The 20,070-nt window shown below is 59.0% G+C and carries 18 protein-coding genes; 9 read left to right on the top strand and 9 right to left on the bottom strand.

Annotation, left to right across the window (positions count from 1 at the left end; all coding sequences use genetic code 11):
* Window positions 1-33 precede the first annotated feature (33 nt).
* The 4 genes from RWV98_RS16455 to RWV98_RS16440 all read left to right on the top strand — a co-directional run bounded on the left by RWV98_RS16455 (window position 34) and on the right by RWV98_RS16440 (window position 6,690).
* Window positions 34-1,221: a metallophosphoesterase gene (locus tag RWV98_RS16455; RefSeq protein WP_317862131.1), complete on the top strand. Its 1,188-nt coding sequence runs from the start codon at window positions 34-36 to the stop codon at window positions 1,219-1,221.
* Window positions 1,222-1,472: 251 nt separating this feature from the next.
* The gene (locus tag RWV98_RS16450) at window positions 1,473-3,347 is read left to right on the top strand and encodes a DUF4914 family protein (protein ID WP_280963341.1); all 1,875 of its coding nucleotides are present in this window, start codon (window positions 1,473-1,475) and stop codon (window positions 3,345-3,347) included.
* Window positions 3,348-3,449: 102 nt separating this feature from the next.
* Entirely contained in the window at window positions 3,450-4,274 is an 825-nt protein-coding gene (locus RWV98_RS16445; RefSeq protein WP_280963342.1) for a Cof-type HAD-IIB family hydrolase, read from the top strand.
* Between the two features lie 37 nt (window positions 4,275-4,311).
* Window positions 4,312-6,690: a response regulator gene (locus RWV98_RS16440; protein ID WP_317862129.1), complete on the top strand. Its 2,379-nt coding sequence runs from the start codon at window positions 4,312-4,314 to the stop codon at window positions 6,688-6,690.
* Between the two features lie 44 nt (window positions 6,691-6,734).
* Here RWV98_RS16440 and RWV98_RS16435 read toward each other — a convergent pair whose 3' ends face one another.
* Window positions 6,735-6,920: a hypothetical protein gene (locus tag RWV98_RS16435; protein ID WP_317862127.1), complete on the bottom strand. Its 186-nt coding sequence runs from the start codon at window positions 6,918-6,920 to the stop codon at window positions 6,735-6,737.
* A 290-nt stretch (window positions 6,921-7,210) separates the two neighbouring features.
* Between RWV98_RS16435 and RWV98_RS16430 the strand changes: the two genes are divergently transcribed.
* The 4 genes from RWV98_RS16430 to RWV98_RS16415 all read left to right on the top strand — a co-directional run bounded on the left by RWV98_RS16430 (window position 7,211) and on the right by RWV98_RS16415 (window position 12,923).
* Window positions 7,211-8,041, top strand: coding sequence for an undecaprenyl-diphosphate phosphatase (locus RWV98_RS16430; protein ID WP_280963346.1), 831 nt, complete (start codon window positions 7,211-7,213; stop codon window positions 8,039-8,041).
* A 19-nt stretch (window positions 8,042-8,060) separates the two neighbouring features.
* The gene (locus RWV98_RS16425; protein WP_317862126.1) at window positions 8,061-10,568 is read left to right on the top strand and encodes a DNA translocase FtsK; all 2,508 of its coding nucleotides are present in this window, start codon (window positions 8,061-8,063) and stop codon (window positions 10,566-10,568) included.
* 160 nt (window positions 10,569-10,728) lie between these two features.
* Window positions 10,729-11,232 carry a flavin reductase family protein gene (locus RWV98_RS16420; RefSeq protein WP_317862124.1) on the top strand — a complete coding sequence of 168 codons (504 nt, stop codon included), beginning with the start codon at window positions 10,729-10,731 and terminating at the stop codon, window positions 11,230-11,232.
* A gap of 80 nt (window positions 11,233-11,312) precedes the next feature.
* Entirely contained in the window at window positions 11,313-12,923 is a 1,611-nt protein-coding gene (locus tag RWV98_RS16415; RefSeq protein WP_317862122.1) for a trypsin-like peptidase domain-containing protein, read from the top strand.
* Window positions 12,924-13,102: 179 nt separating this feature from the next.
* On the opposite strand, the gene RWV98_RS16410 is transcribed toward RWV98_RS16415, so the two are convergent.
* Genes RWV98_RS16410 through RWV98_RS16390 form a run of 5 tightly spaced genes read right to left on the bottom strand, consistent with a single transcriptional unit; the run spans window position 13,103 to window position 16,128 of the window.
* Window positions 13,103-13,645 (bottom strand): chromate transporter, encoded by a 543-nt coding sequence (locus tag RWV98_RS16410; protein ID WP_317862120.1) that lies wholly within the window; start codon window positions 13,643-13,645, stop codon window positions 13,103-13,105.
* Complete coding sequence (locus tag RWV98_RS16405; protein WP_317862118.1) at window positions 13,642-14,178, bottom strand: chromate transporter; 537 nt, start codon at window positions 14,176-14,178, stop codon at window positions 13,642-13,644. The genes RWV98_RS16410 and RWV98_RS16405 overlap by 4 nt, the downstream gene beginning before the upstream one ends.
* Window positions 14,175-15,041 carry a shikimate dehydrogenase gene (gene aroE / locus RWV98_RS16400; protein ID WP_317862116.1) on the bottom strand — a complete coding sequence of 289 codons (867 nt, stop codon included), beginning with the start codon at window positions 15,039-15,041 and terminating at the stop codon, window positions 14,175-14,177. The genes RWV98_RS16405 and aroE overlap by 4 nt, the downstream gene beginning before the upstream one ends.
* Before the next feature lies 1 nt (window position 15,042).
* Entirely contained in the window at window positions 15,043-15,330 is a 288-nt protein-coding gene (locus tag RWV98_RS16395; protein WP_280963354.1) for a putative quinol monooxygenase, read from the bottom strand.
* An 18-nt stretch (window positions 15,331-15,348) separates the two neighbouring features.
* Window positions 15,349-16,128: a TIM barrel protein gene (locus RWV98_RS16390; protein ID WP_317862114.1), complete on the bottom strand. Its 780-nt coding sequence runs from the start codon at window positions 16,126-16,128 to the stop codon at window positions 15,349-15,351.
* 107 nt (window positions 16,129-16,235) lie between these two features.
* Between RWV98_RS16390 and RWV98_RS16385 the strand changes: the two genes are divergently transcribed.
* Complete coding sequence (locus RWV98_RS16385; protein WP_317862113.1) at window positions 16,236-17,135, top strand: AraC family transcriptional regulator; 900 nt, start codon at window positions 16,236-16,238, stop codon at window positions 17,133-17,135.
* A 36-nt stretch (window positions 17,136-17,171) separates the two neighbouring features.
* Here RWV98_RS16385 and RWV98_RS16380 read toward each other — a convergent pair whose 3' ends face one another.
* From RWV98_RS16380 to RWV98_RS16370, 3 genes are read right to left on the bottom strand one after another with little or no spacing between them, the layout of a single operon-like run.
* Entirely contained in the window at window positions 17,172-18,224 is a 1,053-nt protein-coding gene (locus RWV98_RS16380; RefSeq protein WP_280963357.1) for a TRAP transporter substrate-binding protein, read from the bottom strand.
* Between the two features lie 13 nt (window positions 18,225-18,237).
* On the bottom strand, window positions 18,238-19,527 hold the full coding sequence (locus tag RWV98_RS16375) for a TRAP transporter large permease (protein WP_280963358.1): 1,290 nt from the start codon (window positions 19,525-19,527) through the stop codon (window positions 18,238-18,240).
* The gene (locus tag RWV98_RS16370) at window positions 19,527-20,048 is read right to left on the bottom strand and encodes a TRAP transporter small permease (protein ID WP_280963359.1); all 522 of its coding nucleotides are present in this window, start codon (window positions 20,046-20,048) and stop codon (window positions 19,527-19,529) included. The genes RWV98_RS16375 and RWV98_RS16370 overlap by 1 nt, the downstream gene beginning before the upstream one ends.
* Between the last annotated feature and the right edge of the window lie 22 nt (window positions 20,049-20,070).

The raw sequence follows: 20,070 nt of genomic DNA, 5'->3' as shown, positions 1-20,070 counted from the left end.
CCCCTAAATCCTATCGAATGGAGTTTTTTGCATATGCTCGCTTTTATTTTCGCACCATTTTACATATTCGTCAACCTTTATTTGGCCCGCTGGGTGCTGCGCTGGACAGGGGCTTATCACCGCGTTTTCGGCACGAAAACCTTTCGTGTGCTGTTTGGCGCGGTTTATGCATTTCTTGCGGTGACGCCGCTCAGTTCGTTCGTGATCAAGTCGCCGGTATGGCTGCACCGGCTGCTCAAGCAAATGAATAATTTTTGGCTGGGCTGCCTGCTGTATTTGATCTTGGCGGTGTTGTTGACCGAGCTGATTCTTTTTATCGCGCGCAAATGGCGAAAGAAGGATTTCGAGGGCGTGCAGCGCGTGCGGCAGGTGCAGGGCGGTATCGCGCTGGCGCTGGTGTGCGCGCTCACCTTTTACGGCGTGGCGCATGCGGAGCGCCTGTATGTGACAGAATATGATATCGCGATCGACAAGGCGGGGGCGGACATGACCGTGGCGCTGCTGGCCGACCTACACATGGGGTACTCGACGGACCCCGCCTATATCGAGGAGGTCGCGGCGGCGGTTAATGAAATGCGGCCCGATCTGATCGTTTACGCGGGCGATATCTTCGATAACGAGTACGAGGCCGTGCCCGAACCCGAGCGGATCGGCGCCGCGCTCGCCTCCATGCAAAGCCGGTACGGGGCGTACGCCTGCTGGGGCAACCACGACCTGCGCGAGCCGATTTTGGCGGGCTTTACATGGGATACCAAGGATTCTGAAAAAAATGACCCCCGCATGGAAAAATTTTTGGAGGACGCCGGGATCACGCTGCTGAACGATGAAAGCGTCACACTTGCAAACGGTGTGACCATCGCGGGACGGAAAGACCCCTCGCGGACGAAAAAGGTGGGTCAGTCACGGCTAACGCCCGAAGAACTGCTGGCCGGCGCGGACAAGGAAAAGCCGGTTTTTGTCATTGACCACCAACCGAAGGAGCTCGCGGAGCTGGCCGCGAGCGGGGCCGATCTCGATCTGTCCGGCCACACGCACGACGGGCAGATGTTCCCCGGCAACCTGACGATAAAGCTGATGTGGGAAAACGCTTGCGGCCATATTAAGGTGGGCGATATGCATTCGGTCGTCACCTCGGGCGTCGGCGTATGGGGGCCGAACATGCGTGTGGGCACGAAAAGCGAGGTCGTTCGCCTGAACGTGCGCTTTACTGGGATAAATTAGCGGTAAACACTTGTCCATCTGGTGAGAACGACTATAATTTTCCGCTCGATTTTGTACATTCTGCAAGAACTTGTCGCATAACTTGCAAAAATAGCAAAATCGGTTGACGGCGGGGTGGGTTTTGATGTATGCTATAAATGAACTAAATCGGACCTTGCGCGGGCACCCTACATTGTCGGCGAAGATCCATTGCCAGCATCGCCCGCGTAACGCTGCCCCGTTCGCGCGATGCCAAAGGAGGAAACGATATCATGAACCCACTGCTCACCAAATTCACTTTTACGGATGAACTGACGGACGTTATCGAAAACTGCAAGGGCGTTTCAGTTCCTACAAGCAAGGCCGAGCTGTACGAAATGGTGTTCGGGCCGGACAAGGCGGACGTGTACGACGTTGTTTTCGACGTAAAGGGACGCGGCCCCGTCAAGGAAGGCGACGTAACCCGCTGCAAGAACGGCGCTTCGGTCAACTACGTGGAGGACTACATGCGCCGCCGCGATCCCGACTGCATGCGCATCGCGGACGACAAGCCCACGGACAAAAAGCGGTTTGCCGATGTTTACGGCTATCCCTTTGCCGACCTGCGCCGCGAGACCATGGAATGGTTTAAGGAACAGGAACTGATCCTGATGCCCTTCAATTCCGGCGGCAACATCTACGGCTACGGCTCTATGCTGGTCTGCCCCAAGCAGGCCGCGTTTTTTGCGTTTGCGCTGGCTCATTTGCAGGGCTTTGTAAACGCCGAGGAATCGGAGGGCTATAAGCCGCGCGCGATCGTTTACGTCGCGCCCCCGTTCCGCCACACCCATTTTGACGGCAAGCAGGTCGTCGTGCACAACCGTTTGGACGACTGCCACGAGGTATTCTCCTACAACCTTTATCCCGGCCCGTCCGCGAAGAAGGGCGTTTACTCCGTGCTGCTCGATATCGGCGAGCAGGAAAACTGGGTCACCGCGCACACCTCTTGCGGCCGCCTCGTCACCCCGTACGAGAACGAGATGGTCATCATGCACGAGGGCGCTTCGGGCGGCGGCAAGAGCGAAATGCTGCAGGATATCTCCCGCCAGCCGGATAACCGCGTGCTGCTTTCGACCAACACGGTGACCGGTGAGGAGACCTTCCTCAACATGGGCCCGACCTGCTCGATCGAGCCGGTGTGCGATGATATGGCCACCTGCTATCCCTCCATCCAGAACCGATCCGGCAAGCTGTGCCTCGTCGACGGCGAGGACGGCTGGTTCCTCCGCATGGACGGCGTCACGCACTACGGCTCCGACCCGGTTTATGAGCGAATCTGCACCGAGCCCGCCGAGCCGCTGATCTTCTTTAATATGGAAGGACACCCCGGTTCGACGCTGCTGATCTGGGAGCACACGCTCGATTCCAACGGCAAGCGCTGCCCCAATCCGCGCGCCATCGTGCCGCGCTGGGATGTGCCGCATATCGTCAAGGAGCCTGTCGAGGTCGACGTGCGCTCGTTCGGCGTCCGTATGCCCCCCACAACGCGCGAGAACCCGAACTACGGCATCATGGGCATGATGCATATCATTCCGCCCGCGCTCGCTTGGCTGTGGCGTCTCGTCGCGCCGCGCGGCTTTAACAACCCGTCCATCGTTTCCGGCAACGAGCTCAAGAGCGAGGGCGTCGGTTCCTATTGGCCCTTTGCGACCGGCAAGCGCGTCAAGCAGGCCAACCTGCTGCTCGACCAGATCACCGCTTGCCCGAACACCCGCTACGTGCTCATCCCGAACCAGCACATCGGCGTGTACAAGGTCGGCTTCATGGCGGAATGGATCAGCCGCGAGTATCTGGCCCGCCACGGCGGCGCGAAGATCCGCCGCGAGCACTTGCAGCCCGCGCGCTGCCCGCTGCTCGGCTACGCGATGAAGGATCTGACCATCGACGGCCAGCGCATCCGTTCCAAGTACCTGCGCGTTGACACGCAGGACCGCGTCGGCGAGGACGGCTATGACGCGGGCGCCAAGATCTTGACCGATTTCTTCAAGAAAGAAGTCGCCAAGTTCGATACGCCTGAGCTTCACCCCCTCGGCAAGCAGATCATCGACTGCTTCATGAACGGCGGTACGCTCGAGGATTACGAGGCGATCACGCCCACCAATTTATAAGAACCTACAAAAGAGGACCGCTTTTCGCGGCCCTCTTTTTTGTGCGCAGAAGAGTATATTATGATATAATAAAGTTCAGTGGAAATGAAAAGGAGCGGCTTTATGCGGGAAATTGATCTGATCGCGCTTGATCTGGATGGGACGGCGCTCATGCCGGACAACACGGTATCCGAACGAACGAAGGAGGCGGTGCGCCGGGCAAAGCAGGCGGGGGTGCACGTGGTGATTGCCACCGGGCGCATCTGCGCGGAGGCGCGCGAGTTCGCGCGCGAGATCGGCGCGGACGACACCATGGTCACATCGGGCGGGGCGACGCTGTCCTCGGTCGAATACGGCACGTGCTCGGTGCGTATCTCGATGCCGTGGGAACCCGCGGTGCGCGCAGCCGCCGTGGTGGAGCGCATCGGCATGACCGCTATGGTCTACGCGGGCGAGCGCCTGCTCATCACGCCTTATGACGAGATCGAGTTTGGCCGTTATAAATCGAACGAGGGCTATCTCGCCGCCAAGCAGGTCGAAGCGTCTGTGGCCGAGTATATCGCGAACGAGCGCCTATCGGTGGATAAGATCTTCGTCCGTTCGAGCGACGACGCAAACCTGCGCTATGCGCGCGCCCAGCTTGAAAGCATCCCCGGCGTGCGGGTGATGAGCTCCGCGTCGGACAACATCGAAATCATTTCGCCGATCGCGGATAAGGGCATGGCGCTTGGCATGCTGTGCCGCACGCTCGGCACCAACCTGAGCCGGGCCGCCGCCATTGGAGACAGCGAAAACGATATGGAAATGCTGCACGCGGTCGCGCTGCCGGTCGCCATGGGCAACGCGACCGACGCGGTCAAGGCCGCCTGCCGCCGCACCACCGCGACCAACGCCATGGACGGCGTGGCTAAGGCGATAGAAGAGATACTGGACAGCGAAACGCACTGACACAGCAGACAGACGGACAGAGAATGAGGAAGACATGATGAGCTTGAGCATACACGAAATGGTCGCCGGCGCGCGTCATTTTGTCCAAACGATCTGGGAGATCGACCTTGCTTCCGGGAAGGTGAAGATATGGCACGATTCCGCGCGGCAGCAACTGAACGGGAGCGAGATCGATTACGAAACGATCGAGCAGTCGTATCGGGCGAGCGTGTATCCGCCGGATTTGGAGAAATGGGATAGCACCTTGTCCCTTGCGGCGCTTCGCGCCTTTGCCAAAAGCGGGGGAAAGAATATTTCGTTTGAAATGCGGTTCAACGGGCAGCCGTTTGGATTTGAATGGCACGAGGCCTTCCTTGACCTGCTGGACGACGGCGAGAGCGGAGCGGGCCGCGTTTTGCTGACCAGCCAATATATCGACAGCCAGAAACGGGCGCATATCGTGGAGGCCGCCGTCAGCGCGGAATACGACTATGTGGTCTATATCGACGCGGACCGGAACAGCTATGTGATGTATAGCGCCAACCAAGAAAACGGCACGCCCACGCCGCCGCTGGCCAGTAACGATTATGAGCGCGAAGTGGTCGCGTTTCACGAAGCCTTTGTTCCGGCGGACGAGCGCGAAGAGCTTAACCAAAGCCTGATGCTGGCCAATGTGCTGCCGATTCTGGAAGAGAACGACGAATATATCGTTTATTGCAAGGTGGCCGAAAACGGCAAGCTGCGCGATAAAAAGATGCGCTTTAGCTATTATAATAGGGAGAGAAACATGCTGCTGCTCACCCGCACGGATGTGAGCGAGGTGCGCGAGGTCAAGCGGCAGCGCGAGCTGCTGGAGGACGCGCTGCACGCCGCCAACGTGGCGAATCGCGCGAAGTCGGACTTTTTATCCAGAATGAGCCACGATATCCGCACGCCGATGAACGCCATCATCGGCATGACCGCGATCGCCGGCGCGCATATCGATTCCCGTGAGCGTGTGCTCGATTGTTTGGAGAAGATTAGCGCCTCGTCCAAGCTGCTGCTCAGTCTGATCAATGAAACGCTCGATATGGCGAAGATCGAAAGCGGCCGCATCACGTTGGCCGAGGAGGAGATCAGCCTAGGCGACCTGCTGCAAAACGTGGGCACCATCATCCGTCCCGCGATCGCGGCCAAGGGCCACCGCTTTGACGTGCATGTGCATGAATTGCGGCACGAATTGGTGATCGGCGATATGCAGCGCATCCAGCAGGTGTTTTTAAATATCCTGTCCAACGCGGTCAAGTATACGCCGGAACACGGGCACATCGTGCTGGATATCGCGGAGAAGGTATCTCCGGCGAGCGGCTACGGGCTTTATGAATTTGTTTTTCAGGATAACGGCGTGGGTATCAAGCCGGAGTTTTTGAGCAAGGTATTCGCGCCCTTTGAACGCGCGGAGGACCCGAACATCCGCACCATACAGGGCACCGGCCTTGGCATGGCGATCTGCGATAACATCGTGCGTATGATGAACGGAACGATCAAAGCCGAAAGCGAGTTTGGCCGGGGCAGCCGGTTCACCGTGACCATACAGCTGAGACTGCGCGAGCAGGATATGCCCGATGTGCGCGAGCTGACGGCGCTGCCCATATTGGTTGCGGACGACGACCCCATCACCTGCGAGTGCGTTTCGATGCGGCTGGGCGAGCTCGGCATGACCTGTCGCTGTGTGGGCTGCGGCGCGGAAGCGGTGGCCGAAGTCACCGCCGCCCATGAGGCGGAGCGGGATTATTTCGCGGCCATCCTCGACCTGCGTATGCCCGGCATGAACGGCATAGAGACCGCCCGGCGCATCCGCGCCAGCGTGGGGCCGGATATGCCCATCATCCTGATCTCGGCTTACGATTGGTCGGAATGCGAAGCGGAGGCGCACGCCGCCGGCATCGACGGGTTTATCACAAAGCCGCTGCTGACCTCCAACCTGATATACATGCTGCGCAAATACGCGCTCAAGGAGGAACCGCGCCGATTCAGGCAGTTGGATGCGATACCCGCGGCAGACTATTCGTTTGCCCGCATTCTGCTGGTGGAGGATAACGAATTAAACCGCGAGATCGCGGCAGAGCTGCTCAGCGGCAGCGGCGCGGAGATAGACCCGGCGGAGAATGGGCGCGAGGCGCTCGAACGCTTTGCCGCCGCAAAGCCCGGCACCTACGACCTGATCCTGATGGACATACAAATGCCGGTGATGGACGGCATGGCGGCCACCCGTGCGATTCGCGCGCTCGACCGGCCGGACGCAAAGACGGTGCCCATCGTCGCCATGACGGCGAACGCCTTTGAAGAGGACCGGAAAGCGGCGCTGCAAGCCGGTATGGACGAATTTATCGCCAAGCCCATTGATCTGCAAAAGGTGTTCGGCGTATTAAGTGCGTTGCTGAAAAAGAACAGATAAAACACCCGCGCCCGGCGTATCGTTACGCCGGGCGCGGACTTTTTTTAGATGCTTTGCGGTGCCGCGTTGGCCGTGCCGCTTTCCATGAACACCGCGGCCATGAGCAAAGCCCCAAGGCGGAAGCCGTATTCAAAATTGGCGTAGCAGTCCAGATCTGCTGTTTCGCCCGAATCCGAAGCATCTGACCATGTGGGTGCGCGAAACAGGCCGGTCCGGCCGAGCGGAGGCATCCGTCCACTGAATCTCTGGGCACCCGGTACCATAATGTGGGAAAAAATTTGCAAAACAAATGGACGGCACGCGCCGCCTCGGTCATGCACAAGGGAAAAGCGTGGAGGTCAAGGGGGAGAGGAAAACCGCAAGGTGTTCCTCTCCCCTTTGCCCCTGCGGCGGGCGCCGCATCATCCCCGCGGCGGGCGCCGCGCCGCCCCTATTGCGGCAAATTTCGGTGGTAAAGGCAGAAATGCTGTGTTATAATGAAATCGTATGGATACTGATCCGATCGAGAGGAGAAACATCAATGAGTTTATGGTTCGCGATCCTGCTGGGACTGGTACAGGGGCTGACGGAGTTTCTGCCCGTTTCCTCGTCCGGCCATCTGGTGCTGGCGCAAACGCTGTTCGGCGGCGACGTCGAGGCGGATTACATGCTGTTCAACGTTTTGCTGCACTTCGGCACGCTGCTTTCCGTCGTTGTCGCGTTCTGGAAGGATATCAAGGAGCTGTTCGTCGAGTTCTTCGGCTGGGTGAAGGACGGCTTTAAAATCAACGGCCACCCGTACCGCCGCTTCGTCATCATGGTGCTGCTCACCATCGTGCCGATGTTCGCGGTCCTGCCCATTAAATCCAAACTGGAAGCCGCGTTTTCCTCGCCGCTGGTCGTCGGCCTGCTGCTGCTGGTAACCGCCGGCATTTTGCTGCTTTCTGAAAAAGCGCCGCATAAGAACAAGACCGAGGAAAACGCCACTTGGCTGGACGCGCTGCTCGTCGGCGTGGCGCAGTGCTTCGCGGTGCTGCCCGGCCTGTCCCGCTCGGGCACCACGATCTGCGCGGGCCTGTTCCGTGGCTTTTCGCGCGATTTCGCCGTGCGCTTCGCGTTCATCATGTCGCTGCCCGTCGTGCTGGGCGCAAACATATTGGAGCTGGCGGACGCGATCAAAGCGCCGGCAGCCGCGGGCGCGGTGCCGCTGTATATCTACATTGTCGGTATTTTGGTCGCGATGATCGCCGGTCTGGCCGCGATCAAAATGGTGCGCATGGTATCGAAGAGCGGGCACTTCCGGCCGTTCGCCGTGTACTGCGCGCTGATCGGTGTGATCACCATCGTCGTGACCCTTGTTAAAACGCTCTGAGAAAAGAGGATAAGATCACTTGGCTGCAAGAAAGACCACCACGAAAAAACCGGCGGCAAAGCGCACAGGCGCCGCGCCGCGCAGAAAGCCCGAACCCGCCGCGCCGCAGGGCATGCTGTCCCGTACGGCGTGGGGCGCGGTTTGGGGGCTTTTGGGCCTGCTAGGGCTGCTTAGCCTTTTGCCGATCGACGGTTTCATCCTGCACGCGCTGCATCAGGGCGTGGGGGCGCTGATCGGCGGGGGCGTATATGTGCTGCCGTTTGCCCTGCTGGGCCTTGCGGTGCTGCTGTTTGTGCGGCAAAAGGGCCCGGTGCGCCTGCGGGGCGCCGCCATTGGCGCGCTGCCCGTGCTGGTGGGCGGCATCGCGCATTCGTTCACCCACGCAAATGAATATACCTTTTCCATGGAAACGCTGTCCGACTTGATCGAGACAGGCATGAAAGGTTCGTCCGGCGGCCTGCTTTCGGGCGGGCTGTACATTGTTTTGGAATGGGGGCTTTCCTCGGTCGGCGCGCTGCTGATTCTGGTGCTGCTGACGCTGGCCGCCGTGCTGCTCGCCTTCCGCGTGACGCCGCAGGCGCTAATGGAAATGCTCCGCCCGCCCGAATACGATTACGAGGACGAGGAGGAGCGCGAGCGCTACGAAGCCCCGGTAAAGCTGCCCAACGTACATGTGGCCGTGGCCCAGCGCGCGGAAAAGCGCGCGCAGAAGCGGCAGGCCAGCATCGATATCCCGCTCGACGAGGGCCCGCCGCCGCCGGACAAGCTTTCCGAAGCGGAGGATGCGCCGCGCGAGACGCTCATGAAGAAAAAGCCCATTGCGCCGGACGAATACCTGCGCGCGATGGAGGGGGGCGAACTGACCGGCGAGCAGACCAGCATCATGGATTTGGTGCAGCCTCCGGCCGACGAGGACGAACCGCCCTTTGCCGCGGATAAGCCCAAAAAACCCGAAAAGATATCCGAGGACGAGCAGGCCGCGCTGAGCGCGGCGATAGACGAAAACCAAAAGGCCCCCGTGCCGGTGTACGACTATCCGCCGATGGACCTGCTCGCGGCGGGCAAACGCGTTTCGACCGCCGGAGCCGAGCGGGAGCTGCAGGAGAACTCCGAATGCCTGCTGGACACGCTGCAATCCTTCGGTATCGACGCGCAGATTATCGGCATCGTGCGCGGACCGTCGGTCACCCGGTTTGAGCTGACCATTCCGCGCGGCATCAAGATCTCGCGCATTTCCTCGCTGTCCGATGATATCGCGCTGTCGCTCGGCGCGGTGTCCGTGCGTATCGCGCCCATACCGGACAAGGTCGCCGTCGGCATCGAGGTGCCGAACAAGGCGGTGAACACCGTGTTTATCCGCGAGTGCATCTCTTCGCCCGCGTTCACGGGCGCCAAAAGCCGCGTGTCCTTCGCGGTTGGCAAGGATATCACGGGCAAGCCCGTCATTGGCGACATCGCCAAAATGCCGCATATGCTGATTGCCGGTACGACCGGTTCCGGTAAATCGGTGTGCATCAACTCCATGCTCATTTCGCTTTTGTATAAGTCCACGCCCGAAGAGGTGCGGCTCATCATGGTCGACCCCAAAATGGTCGAGCTGGGCAACTACAACGGCGTGCCGCACCTGCTCATCCCGGTCGTGACCGACCCACGCAAGGCGGCGGGCGCGCTCAACTGGGCGGTGGGCGAAATGGAACGGCGCTATAAGCTCTTTGCCGACCATCAGGTGCGCAACCTTGTCGGCTATAACGATCTGATGCGCGCCGAGCGCCAAAAGGCCGAAAAGGAAGAGGGCGGCACGCCGGATCAGTATCAGGTGCTGCCGCAGATCGTCATCGTTATCGACGAGCTGGCCGACCTGATGATGGTCGCCGCCAAGGAGGTGGAAACCTCGATCTGCCGCATCGCGCAGAAGGCGCGCGCGGCGGGCATGCACTTGGTCGTCGCCACGCAGCGTCCCTCGGCGGACGTGATTACCGGCATCATGAAGGCGAACATTCCCTCGCGCATCGCCTTCGCGGTCGCCAGCCAGATCGAATCGCGCATCATTTTGGATACCACGGGCGCGGAAAAGCTGATCGGCAAGGGTGATATGCTGTACGCCCCCCTTGGCGAGGGCAAGCCCACGCGCGTGCAGGGCTGCTTTATTTCGTCCGATGAGATAGAAGCCGTGATCGCGCATATCAAGGAGACAAGCACCGCTGAATATGATGAAGAGATACTCGAGCACATCGAGCGTCAAGCGGAGCAGGCCGATTCCAAGGGCGGCTCTTCTTCCGGCGACCCGGGCGAGGAAGAGGACGAGATGATCGAGGAGGCGATCGACGTGATCATGGATTGCCGCCAAGCCTCGACCTCGATGCTGCAGCGGCGGTTGAAGCTCGGCTATTCCCGCGCCGCGCGCATCATCGATCAGATCGAGGAACGCGGCATCATCGGTTCGTTTGAAGGCTCCAAGCCCCGGCAGATTCTCATTTCCCGCGAGGATTGGCAGGAGATGAAGATGAGAAGGCACGACACTCCGTAAGAATTAGTAATGAGTAGTTAGTAATTAGTAATTTGGCGTTAGTGGTAAGAATTGCGTGGGCGCGCTTTGCGCGCGATTAAAATGATCGGCCGACGGCCGATACCGCAATTCCTAACTACTAATTCCTAATTCCTAACTAACAGTAGTGGGAGGTATTTTTATGTCACTTACCAAAATCGATATTACAAAGCAAGCCATGCACGTATTCGACCTGCTCGCTAAGGATTGGATGCTGATTTCCGCGGGCACGGAGGAAAAGTGGAACACCATGACCGCGAGCTGGGGCGGCGTCGGCGTGATCTGGGGCAAGCCCTCGGTGACCGCGTATATCCGCCACAGCCGCTATACCAAGGAATTTGTTGATAACAGCGAGTATTTTACCATCACTTTTTTACAGGACGGACACCGCGACGCGCTCAATACGCTGGGTTCCAAATCGGGCCGCGAGATCGACAAGATGCACGAAAGCGGCCTAACGCCGGTGTTTGTCGAGGGCCAGCCCACGTTTGAAGAGGCGAAGCTTGTGCTTGTTTGCCGCAAGCGCTGCAAGAGCGAGATCGCGCCCGAAGATATCCTGCAGCAGGAAACGATCGATAAGTGGTACGGCGACCATGATTTCCACACGATGTATATCGGGGAGATCGTCGCGGCGTACCAAGGATAAAAACGCAGAAAACCCATATCCCGTTCACAGAAAAACCACAGGCGTCGGTCAGAATGGGGATATAAGGAGGGAGCAAATCCATGAAAAAGAAGCTGCTTAGCCTGTTGCTGTCGGCATTGCTGGCAGTCGCCTCCATACCGTTCGCTTTCGCGGGGTATGAGAATTTTACGGCTGCGAAAAGCTATGTACAAGGCCAGTTTACCGATGTGCCCGTGGGCGCGTGGTATGCGGGCAACGTCGCAACGGCGTACGAATACGGCCTGATCAATGGCACAACGGCCACCACCTTTGCGCCGGACGACGACCTGACATTGGCCGAGGCCGTCAAGCTGGCGGCTTGCCTGAGAAGTATTTACGAGACCGGCGCAGCGGATTTTTCTTCCTCCAAACCGTGGTACCGTACCTATGCGGATTACGCCCTGCGGGAGGGCATTATCGCGGCCGACTACGCAAACTACGATGCGAACGCCACCCGCGCGCAGTTTGCCGTGCTGTTTGCCGCCGCCCTGCCGGATGATGCGCTGCCCGCCATCAACGATGTGGAGGACGGCGCGATCCCGGATGTATCCTCCGCCAGCATGTACGCAGCTTCGGTCTATAAGCTGTACCGCGCGGGCGTGCTGACCGGGTCGGATTCCTCCGGCCGGTTCCAGCCCTCCAGCAACATCACGCGCGGCGAGGTCGCCGCGATCGTCACGCGCATGGCGGACAAATCGCTGCGCAAAAGCATCACGCTGCTGAAAAAGGAAGATACGTCGCTTTCAAGCGAGGACCTTTTCGCAAAGTGCTCGCCCAGTGTGTTCTATATCGAGATTTATGACAAGGCGGGCAACGCCACCGCCGCCGGCAGCGGCGTGTTCCTCACCGCGTCGGGCGAAGCCGTGACCAATTATCACGTGATCGAGGGGGCGGCTTCCGCCAAAATCCAGACCGCGGACGGCAAGGTGTACGACGTTTCAGGCGTCTACGCCTATGACGAGGAGCTCGATCTGGCGCGTATCAAGGTGAACGGCTCGGGCTTTACGCCGGTCTCGATCGGCGACAGCACGTCCCTTGCCACCGGCGCCAAGGTATACGCCATCGGCAGCCCGCAGGGCCTTTCCAACACCCTGTCGGACGGCATCATTTCCAACGCCAAGCGCACGATCAGCGGCATGGATTATATCCAAACCACCGCCGCGATCTCGCACGGTTCCTCGGGCGGCGCGCTGCTTAACGCCTCGGGCGAGCTGATCGGTATCACCTCCGCCTATATCGACGGCGGACAGAATCTGAATCTCGCCATTCCGGCGTACTATCTGGATGAGCTGGGCACAGGCTCGCTTAAAAGCTTTGCCGATCTGACGGGGCAGGCCTCGCAGGTCAACTCCAAGGTCGCGTGCTACGACGGCTATTATCCCGCGCCCGATTACGGCGCTTATACCGGCGCGCCGGTTTACAGCAAGAACCTGACCGACGGCATTCAGCATTATTATTACGACCTGCGAAGCATTTCCACCGGCGTGGAGGTGGCTGTGGACGGGTATATCGGCTGCCTTGAGGATAACGGCTTCCGCGTTGTGAACGCGAGCGAGGGCGACGGCCAGACCATGCTGTATTATTACCAGAACGGCTACAGCATCGCGCTCGGTTTCGGCCTTGAAGAGGTCGGCCAGCGCGCGTTCATCCATATCATGCTGCAAAAGAGTTAACAAAAGGGTCTTTTGCAAAACAAAAAAACACTCGATTGTCATTCTGAACGAAGTGAAGAATCTCACACGAACACGCGGAAGATGTGTGGGAATCGCGCGCTCGCGCGAGATTCTTCGTCGCTTTACGCCTCAGAATGACAAGTTTTAGAGTGTTTTTTTATTTTGCAAAAGGCCTTTTATTATATCCTGAAAATCATGCCGAACAGGGCGGCGGAAAAGACCAATACCAACGGGTGTACGCTTTTGGTGCGGGGCAGGTGGGTTATGACCAAACCGGCCGCAAAGATCACGAACGCGGGCAGATGAGCGGTACCGTCAACAAATAAACTGATCTGCATCAGTCCCCATACCGCGCTGATGATCACGGCCACAACGGCGGGGCGCAAGCCGTAGAAAAAGCGTGTGACGGCGGGGTGCTTGCTAAAGTCGCGCAAAAAGGCGGCGATCAGGTTCACCAGAATCAAGCTTGGCACGCACAGTCCCGCAACCGCACACAAGACGCCGGGCAGACCGGCCGCTTCAAAGCCAATATAGCCGGCCATGTTCACGCCGCCCGGTCCGGGTGCGCTTTCACCTACTGCGATGATGACCGCCATTTCTTCGGGTGAGGTCCAGCCGAATCGCGCCGGCAATTCCAGCAAATAGGGGATCGTGGCCGCCCCGCCGCCCAGCGTACATAGGCCGATCCGGGCAAACGTCCAGAACAAGGTGAAGCAGGTCACGAAGGCTTTCCCCCTTTGAGCAGCAGCCCAAGCAGCCCTGCCCCGAGCATGACCGCGATCAGCGGCACATGCAGCAGTAGGGACAGGACGACCCCGGCGGCGCAGAGCATCACGGTCGGAATGTCCACCAAGCTTTTTTGGCCCATGCGCCAAGCGGTGTTACATAACAAGACGCACACCATGGCGCGTATGCCGGCAAGCGCGTGCTGAAAAAGCGGCTGCTCGGTCAGATGCTGAAAGGCGAAGGCGATGCAGGTGATCAGACAGATGGGCGATGTGATTTGCCCTAGCACCGCGGCAAGACTGCCGGGCACTCCCGCTACATGGCTGCCGACATAGACGGCGGTATTAACGGCGATAATACCCGGCGCGCACTGCGCGACGGCGTACATGTCGATCAGTTCTTCTTCCGTCGCCCAGCCATAGCGCTCCACGGCCTCGTGTTGTAGCAGCGGCAGCATGGCCAACCCGCCGCCGAAGGTAAAGGCGCCCAGCCGCAGGAACGCAAAATAAAGTCGGCCATATTGCTTCACAGGCGATCTCCTTCGCATCCGGAGAGGCGGCGCAGGGTATCGGACATGAAGCCGATAGGGGCGTCATACCCCGTCCATAGCTTAATCTGGCGCGCCCCTTGATAAACGGCCATGGCAAGCCCGTTCATAGTGCGGCAGCCCGCCGCCTCGGCATCGGCAAGCAACCGGGTCCGCGCCGGGCGGTAGGCGAGGTCGCACACGAACAGGCGCGGTGAAAGCAGCGCGGCGGGCAACGGGGTTTGCCCCACGTGCGGCTCCATGCCAAGGCCGGTCGCGTTAATCAGGATATCGGCCATAGGCAGGGCGGATGAAAGCTCGCCCCAAGGCAATGCTTCACATGGAATAGGGAAGCGGAGGCTCACCGCCTGCGCAAGCGCGCGTGCGGTTTCCAGCGTGCGGTTCACAAGTAGGATGCGCCCCGCGCCCCTTGCCGCGCAGGCAAAGCACAGCGCGCGCGAAGCACCGCCTGCGCCCAGAACCAGCAGTGTGGCGCCTCGGATATCGCCGTATGCTCCGGTGAGGGCGTCGGCAAAGCCCTCGCCGTCCGTATTGTGGGCGGTCCACCGCCCGTTTTTGAAACAAACCGTATTGCACGAGCCGATTTGCGCGACCAGCGGGTCCGATTCGTCCAGATAGGGGAGGATGCTGATCTTGAGCGGCTTGGTGACGGCCAGCCCGATAAACGGCATGCGGCGGAATGCTGCGAGCAGCACGGGCAGATCGTCCGCTTCACACTCCACAGGAAGGTAGAGTGCGTCCATGCCCAGCGCGCGAAACGCGCTGTTCTGCATGGCGGGTGCGAGTGTAAAGCCCAGCGGGCGGCCCAGCAGCGCGATCAATCCGGTGCGTGTCGAGACGGACATATCAGGCAAGCACCTGATAGCGGGTGACCAATTCGGCATCATCAAACATGGCGGCGAACTGCGGCACGATGCGGGTGAAGTGCTCTGTCGCGACGTGGGTATCGATCGCGGCCTGATCCTTCCAGCATTCGATGAACAGATGCACGCGCTTGTCCTCCTCGGCTTGCACCGAGCGATAGCCGGCGCAGCCGGGCTCGGCGCGGGAGCTTTCGGCAAGCTCTGCCGCCAGCGCATGATAAGCGTCGAAGCAGGCGGGCTTGATGACCTGACGGGCGATGGTAACGATCATGATAATATCCTCCTTTTTTTAAAACGCCGCGAGCTTTTGCACGCAGTCGGCTGAAGAAATTTCGGGATCGAGCTCAAAGCCCCAAACGATATCAAGGCCGAGCTCGTCACAGACGACATGCTTGATCTTATCAAAGTTGATCTCGCCGGTGCCCGGCTCGTGGCGCTCCGGACAGTCGCCCACGTGAATATAGCCGAGTACGTCCGCGTATTTGCGCAGATTGGCGACCATGTTGCCTTCCATCTGCTGCATGTGCCAGATATCATACAGTATTTTTAGGTTTGGCGATCCGACCACCTTGCACAGGTTCCCGGTATAGCGGCAGCTGGTCATGTAGTAGCCGGGCTTTGAAATGTTGTTGACCGCTTCTAGTACGAGGGTTACACCAGCCTGCTCGGCCATGCGCGCCGCGTCCTGCGCGGTCAGCGCAGCGCTGTAAAGCTTGACCGGTTCGTCCAGATCGCTGCCGTCGCTGGTAAACGCGCCGGTATCGTCCATGGCCTGCGAATGAATGACGAGATTTTGGCAGCCAAGGGTCTTGGCGACCTCGATGGACTGCGCCAGATAGTCGAGGAATGCCGCGCGATCCTTTGGCACGATCAGCGAAGCCTTGAAATCTGCCGAAAAGGTGGTGACCGTCAGCCCGTGTTTGTCGCATTCGGCCTTGATGCGGTCGATGTCGCGGCCCGGCCAATAGCCAAATTCAACATACTGAAAACCTGCTTCGGCCACCTTGGCAAAGCGGTCGTAAAAGTCGTGCTCTAAAAATATTTTTTCTATACAGATCGATTTTTTCATGAGTATTCTGCTCCTTTTTAACATGAGTCCGGGCTTGACGGCCCGCACAAGATGCAATACAATAAAATGAACAAGTAACGGCCGGAGCCGGAGAGGGGGGAAGCGCCGTGATCAAGCTGCATTTTGAAAAACAGCCTTCCACGTTCCTTGCGGATAACGCGAATTTTCAAGTGACCGAGATTACCCACGTATTTGGCAACCCAAACTGGGTGTTTCATTTCCATTCCCACGAGGCGCTGGCGGAGATCATTTATATCGCCGGTGGACAGGGGATATACACGGTGAACGATTCGGTGTTCCACGCGAGCCGGGGCGATTTACTGATTATCAATCCCGACACGGTGCATTCGGTTGTTTCCGACCCGAACGATGCGCTGGATGCATGGACGCTCACGATGACGGGGGTCAAGCTGGATAATGTGCCGCCCGGCTACATCGTTTCGCCCAAGACCTATCCGTACTACGCGGCGGGCGAGGCGGGGGAGACGATCCGGCTGCTGCTGGAACGAATCCTTGCCGCCTATACGCAGGACGCGGCCAGCCACTACACACACGATTTGACGCACATGCTGAGCCTGTCGCTGCTGCTGATCGCGCACCGTATGGTGGAGCACAACGATTCCCACGCTAAGCCTACCCGAAAGGAAACCGCACGCAGGCAGATTGCGCTCGACATCCTGCATTACATCGATAAGAACTACCGCACCGTGATCAAGGTGGAACAGCTTTCCGCGCACTTTCACGTAAGCGCCAGCTATCTGACGCACCTTTTCACAACAGAGTTCGGCATTTCGCCGATCAACTATCAGATCAGCCGCCGCATGAGCGACGCGCAGTGGCAGCTGATCCGCACGACGCATTCGGTCAGCGCGATCGCGCGGCAGGTGGGCTATGAAAACCCTTACCACTTCACCAAGCTGTTTATGCGGCACATCGGCCTGCATCCGCAGGCGTTTCGCGAACGGTTTACCACGGTAACGCCCGATGAATCCTCGTTGTTCTTATGACGCTTTTGTAGAAGCTCCCGCTCTCGCGGGGGCTTTTTATTCCTCGTAACCGCATTTGATCTTGGCTCGGTCGACCGCGTCCAGCAATGCGTCGGTCAGTTCGTCGCCGACCTGCTCACGAATCATGGGCCAGACCTGTTCTTCCTCAATCGCGGAGATCTGGTTGAATACCTCGTCCGACAGATGGACGACCTCCATGCCCGCGTCGATCAGATCCTGTTCGTTGTTGATGCTGTCCGAGCGCTCGCGGGAGATGGGAAGCAATTCGGTGCAGCAGGCGTCGATCCAGCTCCGGTACTCCTCCGGCAGCTCCTGATAAAACCGGTCGTTCGTGATCACGGTGATGTCGTGGAACAGGTGGTTGGTCGCGACCGCGTACTGCTGAACCTCCTGATAGTTGTTCAGGAGAAAGTTCACGTAAGGGTCCTCCTGCGCCATGAGCAGGCCCTGTTGCAGGGCAAGGAACACCTCGCCGCGGTTCATCGGGGTCGGGTTCGCGCCGAGCGCCTTCCAAAGCGCCAGATGGATGGGGTTTTCCATCGTGCGGATGTCCAGCCCTTTAAAATCGTTCAGCGTTTGTAATTTGCGGTTCGACGAGGTCTGCCGGTAGCCCATGTCCGAGATCATCAGCAGCTTCAAGCCGATTTCGGGATACAGCGCGTCGTACACCTTGCGAAATTCGGGGTCGTCCAGCGTTTGGCGCGCGATTTCAATATTGGGGAATAAGTACGGCATATCGAGCACCTTTGCGCCCGTGATATCGTTTACCTGAGCCGAGTGATTCTGCACGACAAACTCCACATCGCCCGAAATACAGCTTTGAATCAGCTCTTTGTCCGAACCGAGCTGGCCGGACGGGTATACATGCGCGGTGATCTTGCCGCCGCTTTTCTCTTCCAGCATTTCCGCAAGGCTGGTGGCGATGATGCCGGTGACGGAATCCGGCTGAGAATCATAGGCGACGCTGACGACCAGCTTGCCTTCCTTATCCGGGCTCGCGACCGCGTTCAGCGGTTCGCAGGCGGCGCAGGAGAGCGTTACGCCGCCGGTAAGCAGCAGCGCGGTAAGCTTTCGCAATCGTTTTATCATTTCCGGCCCTCCTTTACTGGACGAGCAGCAGGGAGACCTGCGGCACAAAGGTGATGATTAGTAGCGCGATGAAGAAGGCCGCCATAAACGGCACCGCCTTTTTCGCAATCGCTGTTACGGGCAGCTTGGTCAGGGTGGAGGCGACGTACAGGTTGTTGCCGATCGGCGGCGTGACAAAGCCGATGGCGAGGTTTACGATCATAATAACGCCGAAATGTACCGGATCAATGCCCGCCGCCGTGACGATGGGCACGAGGATGGGGGTCAAAATCAGAATAGCGGGACCGGTGTCCATCACCATGCCGACGAACAACAAGAATACGTTGATCAGTAGAATGAGCGCAACCTTGGAGCTGATCGCCGAGCCCATGGCCTCGGCCAGCTGCTGGGGCGCTTGCGTCAGCGTGAGCACGCGGCTGAACGCCTGCGCCGCGCCGAGGATGAACAAGATGGGCGCATAGGTTTCCACGCCCTCGCGTAAAACGGCGTACAACTCACGGGGCTTTAGCGTTTTGTAGACAAACAGGCAGATCACGAGCGCGTACACGACCGAGATGACCGCCGCTTCGGTCGGCGTGCAGATGCCGCCGTAGATTGAGCCGAGAATGATGACCGGGCTGAGCAGAGCCCAGAAGCTTTCCATAAACACCTTAATAAAGCCCTTTTGGCGAAGCTCCGCGATGTTTTCGCGCAGCTTCTCCTTATCCTCGCCGTGCTTTTTACAGTAGAAGACGGAATAAACCATCAGGCAAACGCCGATCAGGATGCCGGGCAAAATGCCGGCCATGAACAGCGCGCCTACCGAAGCGCCTGAGTTCATGGAATACAGGATGAACGGAATGGACGGGGGAATAATGACGCCCAATCCGCCCGCGATAGCGACGAGCGCCGCGCAGAAGGTCAGGTCATAGCCGAGGCTGACCAGAATCGGGATGGTCATCGCACCGACCGCCGCGGTGGTCGCGGGCGCGGAGCCCGAAATGGCCCCGTAAAACAGGCAGGTGATGACCGCCGCGCACGGCAGGCCGCCGGTCTTATCGCCAATAAAATAGGAGAATACGTTAAACAGCTTTTTGGATATGCCGCCGCGCGCCATGATGATACCCGACAGCACGAACATCGGAATGGCGATCAGGGTGATGGAATCCAAGCCGGAAACCATTTGCCGGAGAATGAACATGGGGCTGGCCGCAAAGGTGGGGTCAAGCCCGTAGGGGATCAGAGAGATCATGGCGATCACGACACAGATCGGGACCGCGAGCACCAGCAGCACCAGCATGCCGGCAAAAATTGCGCCTACCATCAGACCGTGCCCCCTTCCTCAGGTTTCGTGTTGATGACAATATCGTGCGTATGGTTTTTGCCAAGGCCCTTGAACACGACGATGAGCGCCTGAATACTGCGCACCGTGGTCAGGATAAAGCCCACCACGGGGGCTAGATAGACGTACACCATCGGCATGCCGAGCGCGGCGCTCGTCTGGTGCATGGAGCCGAGCTGCACCACCGCCACCGCCGCCATATACCCGAAAAATGCTGTGAGCGCGATATACACCACCGCGATGCATATGTGCCGCACCATGCGCGGCATCGCGGCGACCAGCATGGTAAGGCGCATGGCTGATTGATTCTGAATGGTAAAGCTGATGCTGAGAAAGCCCGACCATACGAACAGATACCGCACGACCTCTTCCGCCCACGAAAGGGACGAACCCATGACGCGGCGCATGAATATCTGCGCGATTTCCACAACAAGCATGACCACGAGCATTGCCACCAGAAGAACCTCTTCAGCATGTCGGTTAAGCCACTTGATCGCTTTCATTCCTTTCCCTCCTGTCTGTTTC

The organism is Agathobaculum sp. NTUH-O15-33, from assembly GCF_033193315.1.
In the GTDB taxonomy this organism is placed as follows: domain Bacteria; phylum Bacillota; class Clostridia; order Oscillospirales; family Butyricicoccaceae; genus Agathobaculum; species Agathobaculum faecihominis_A.
This window is presented reverse-complemented; position numbering and strand designations above follow the sequence as displayed.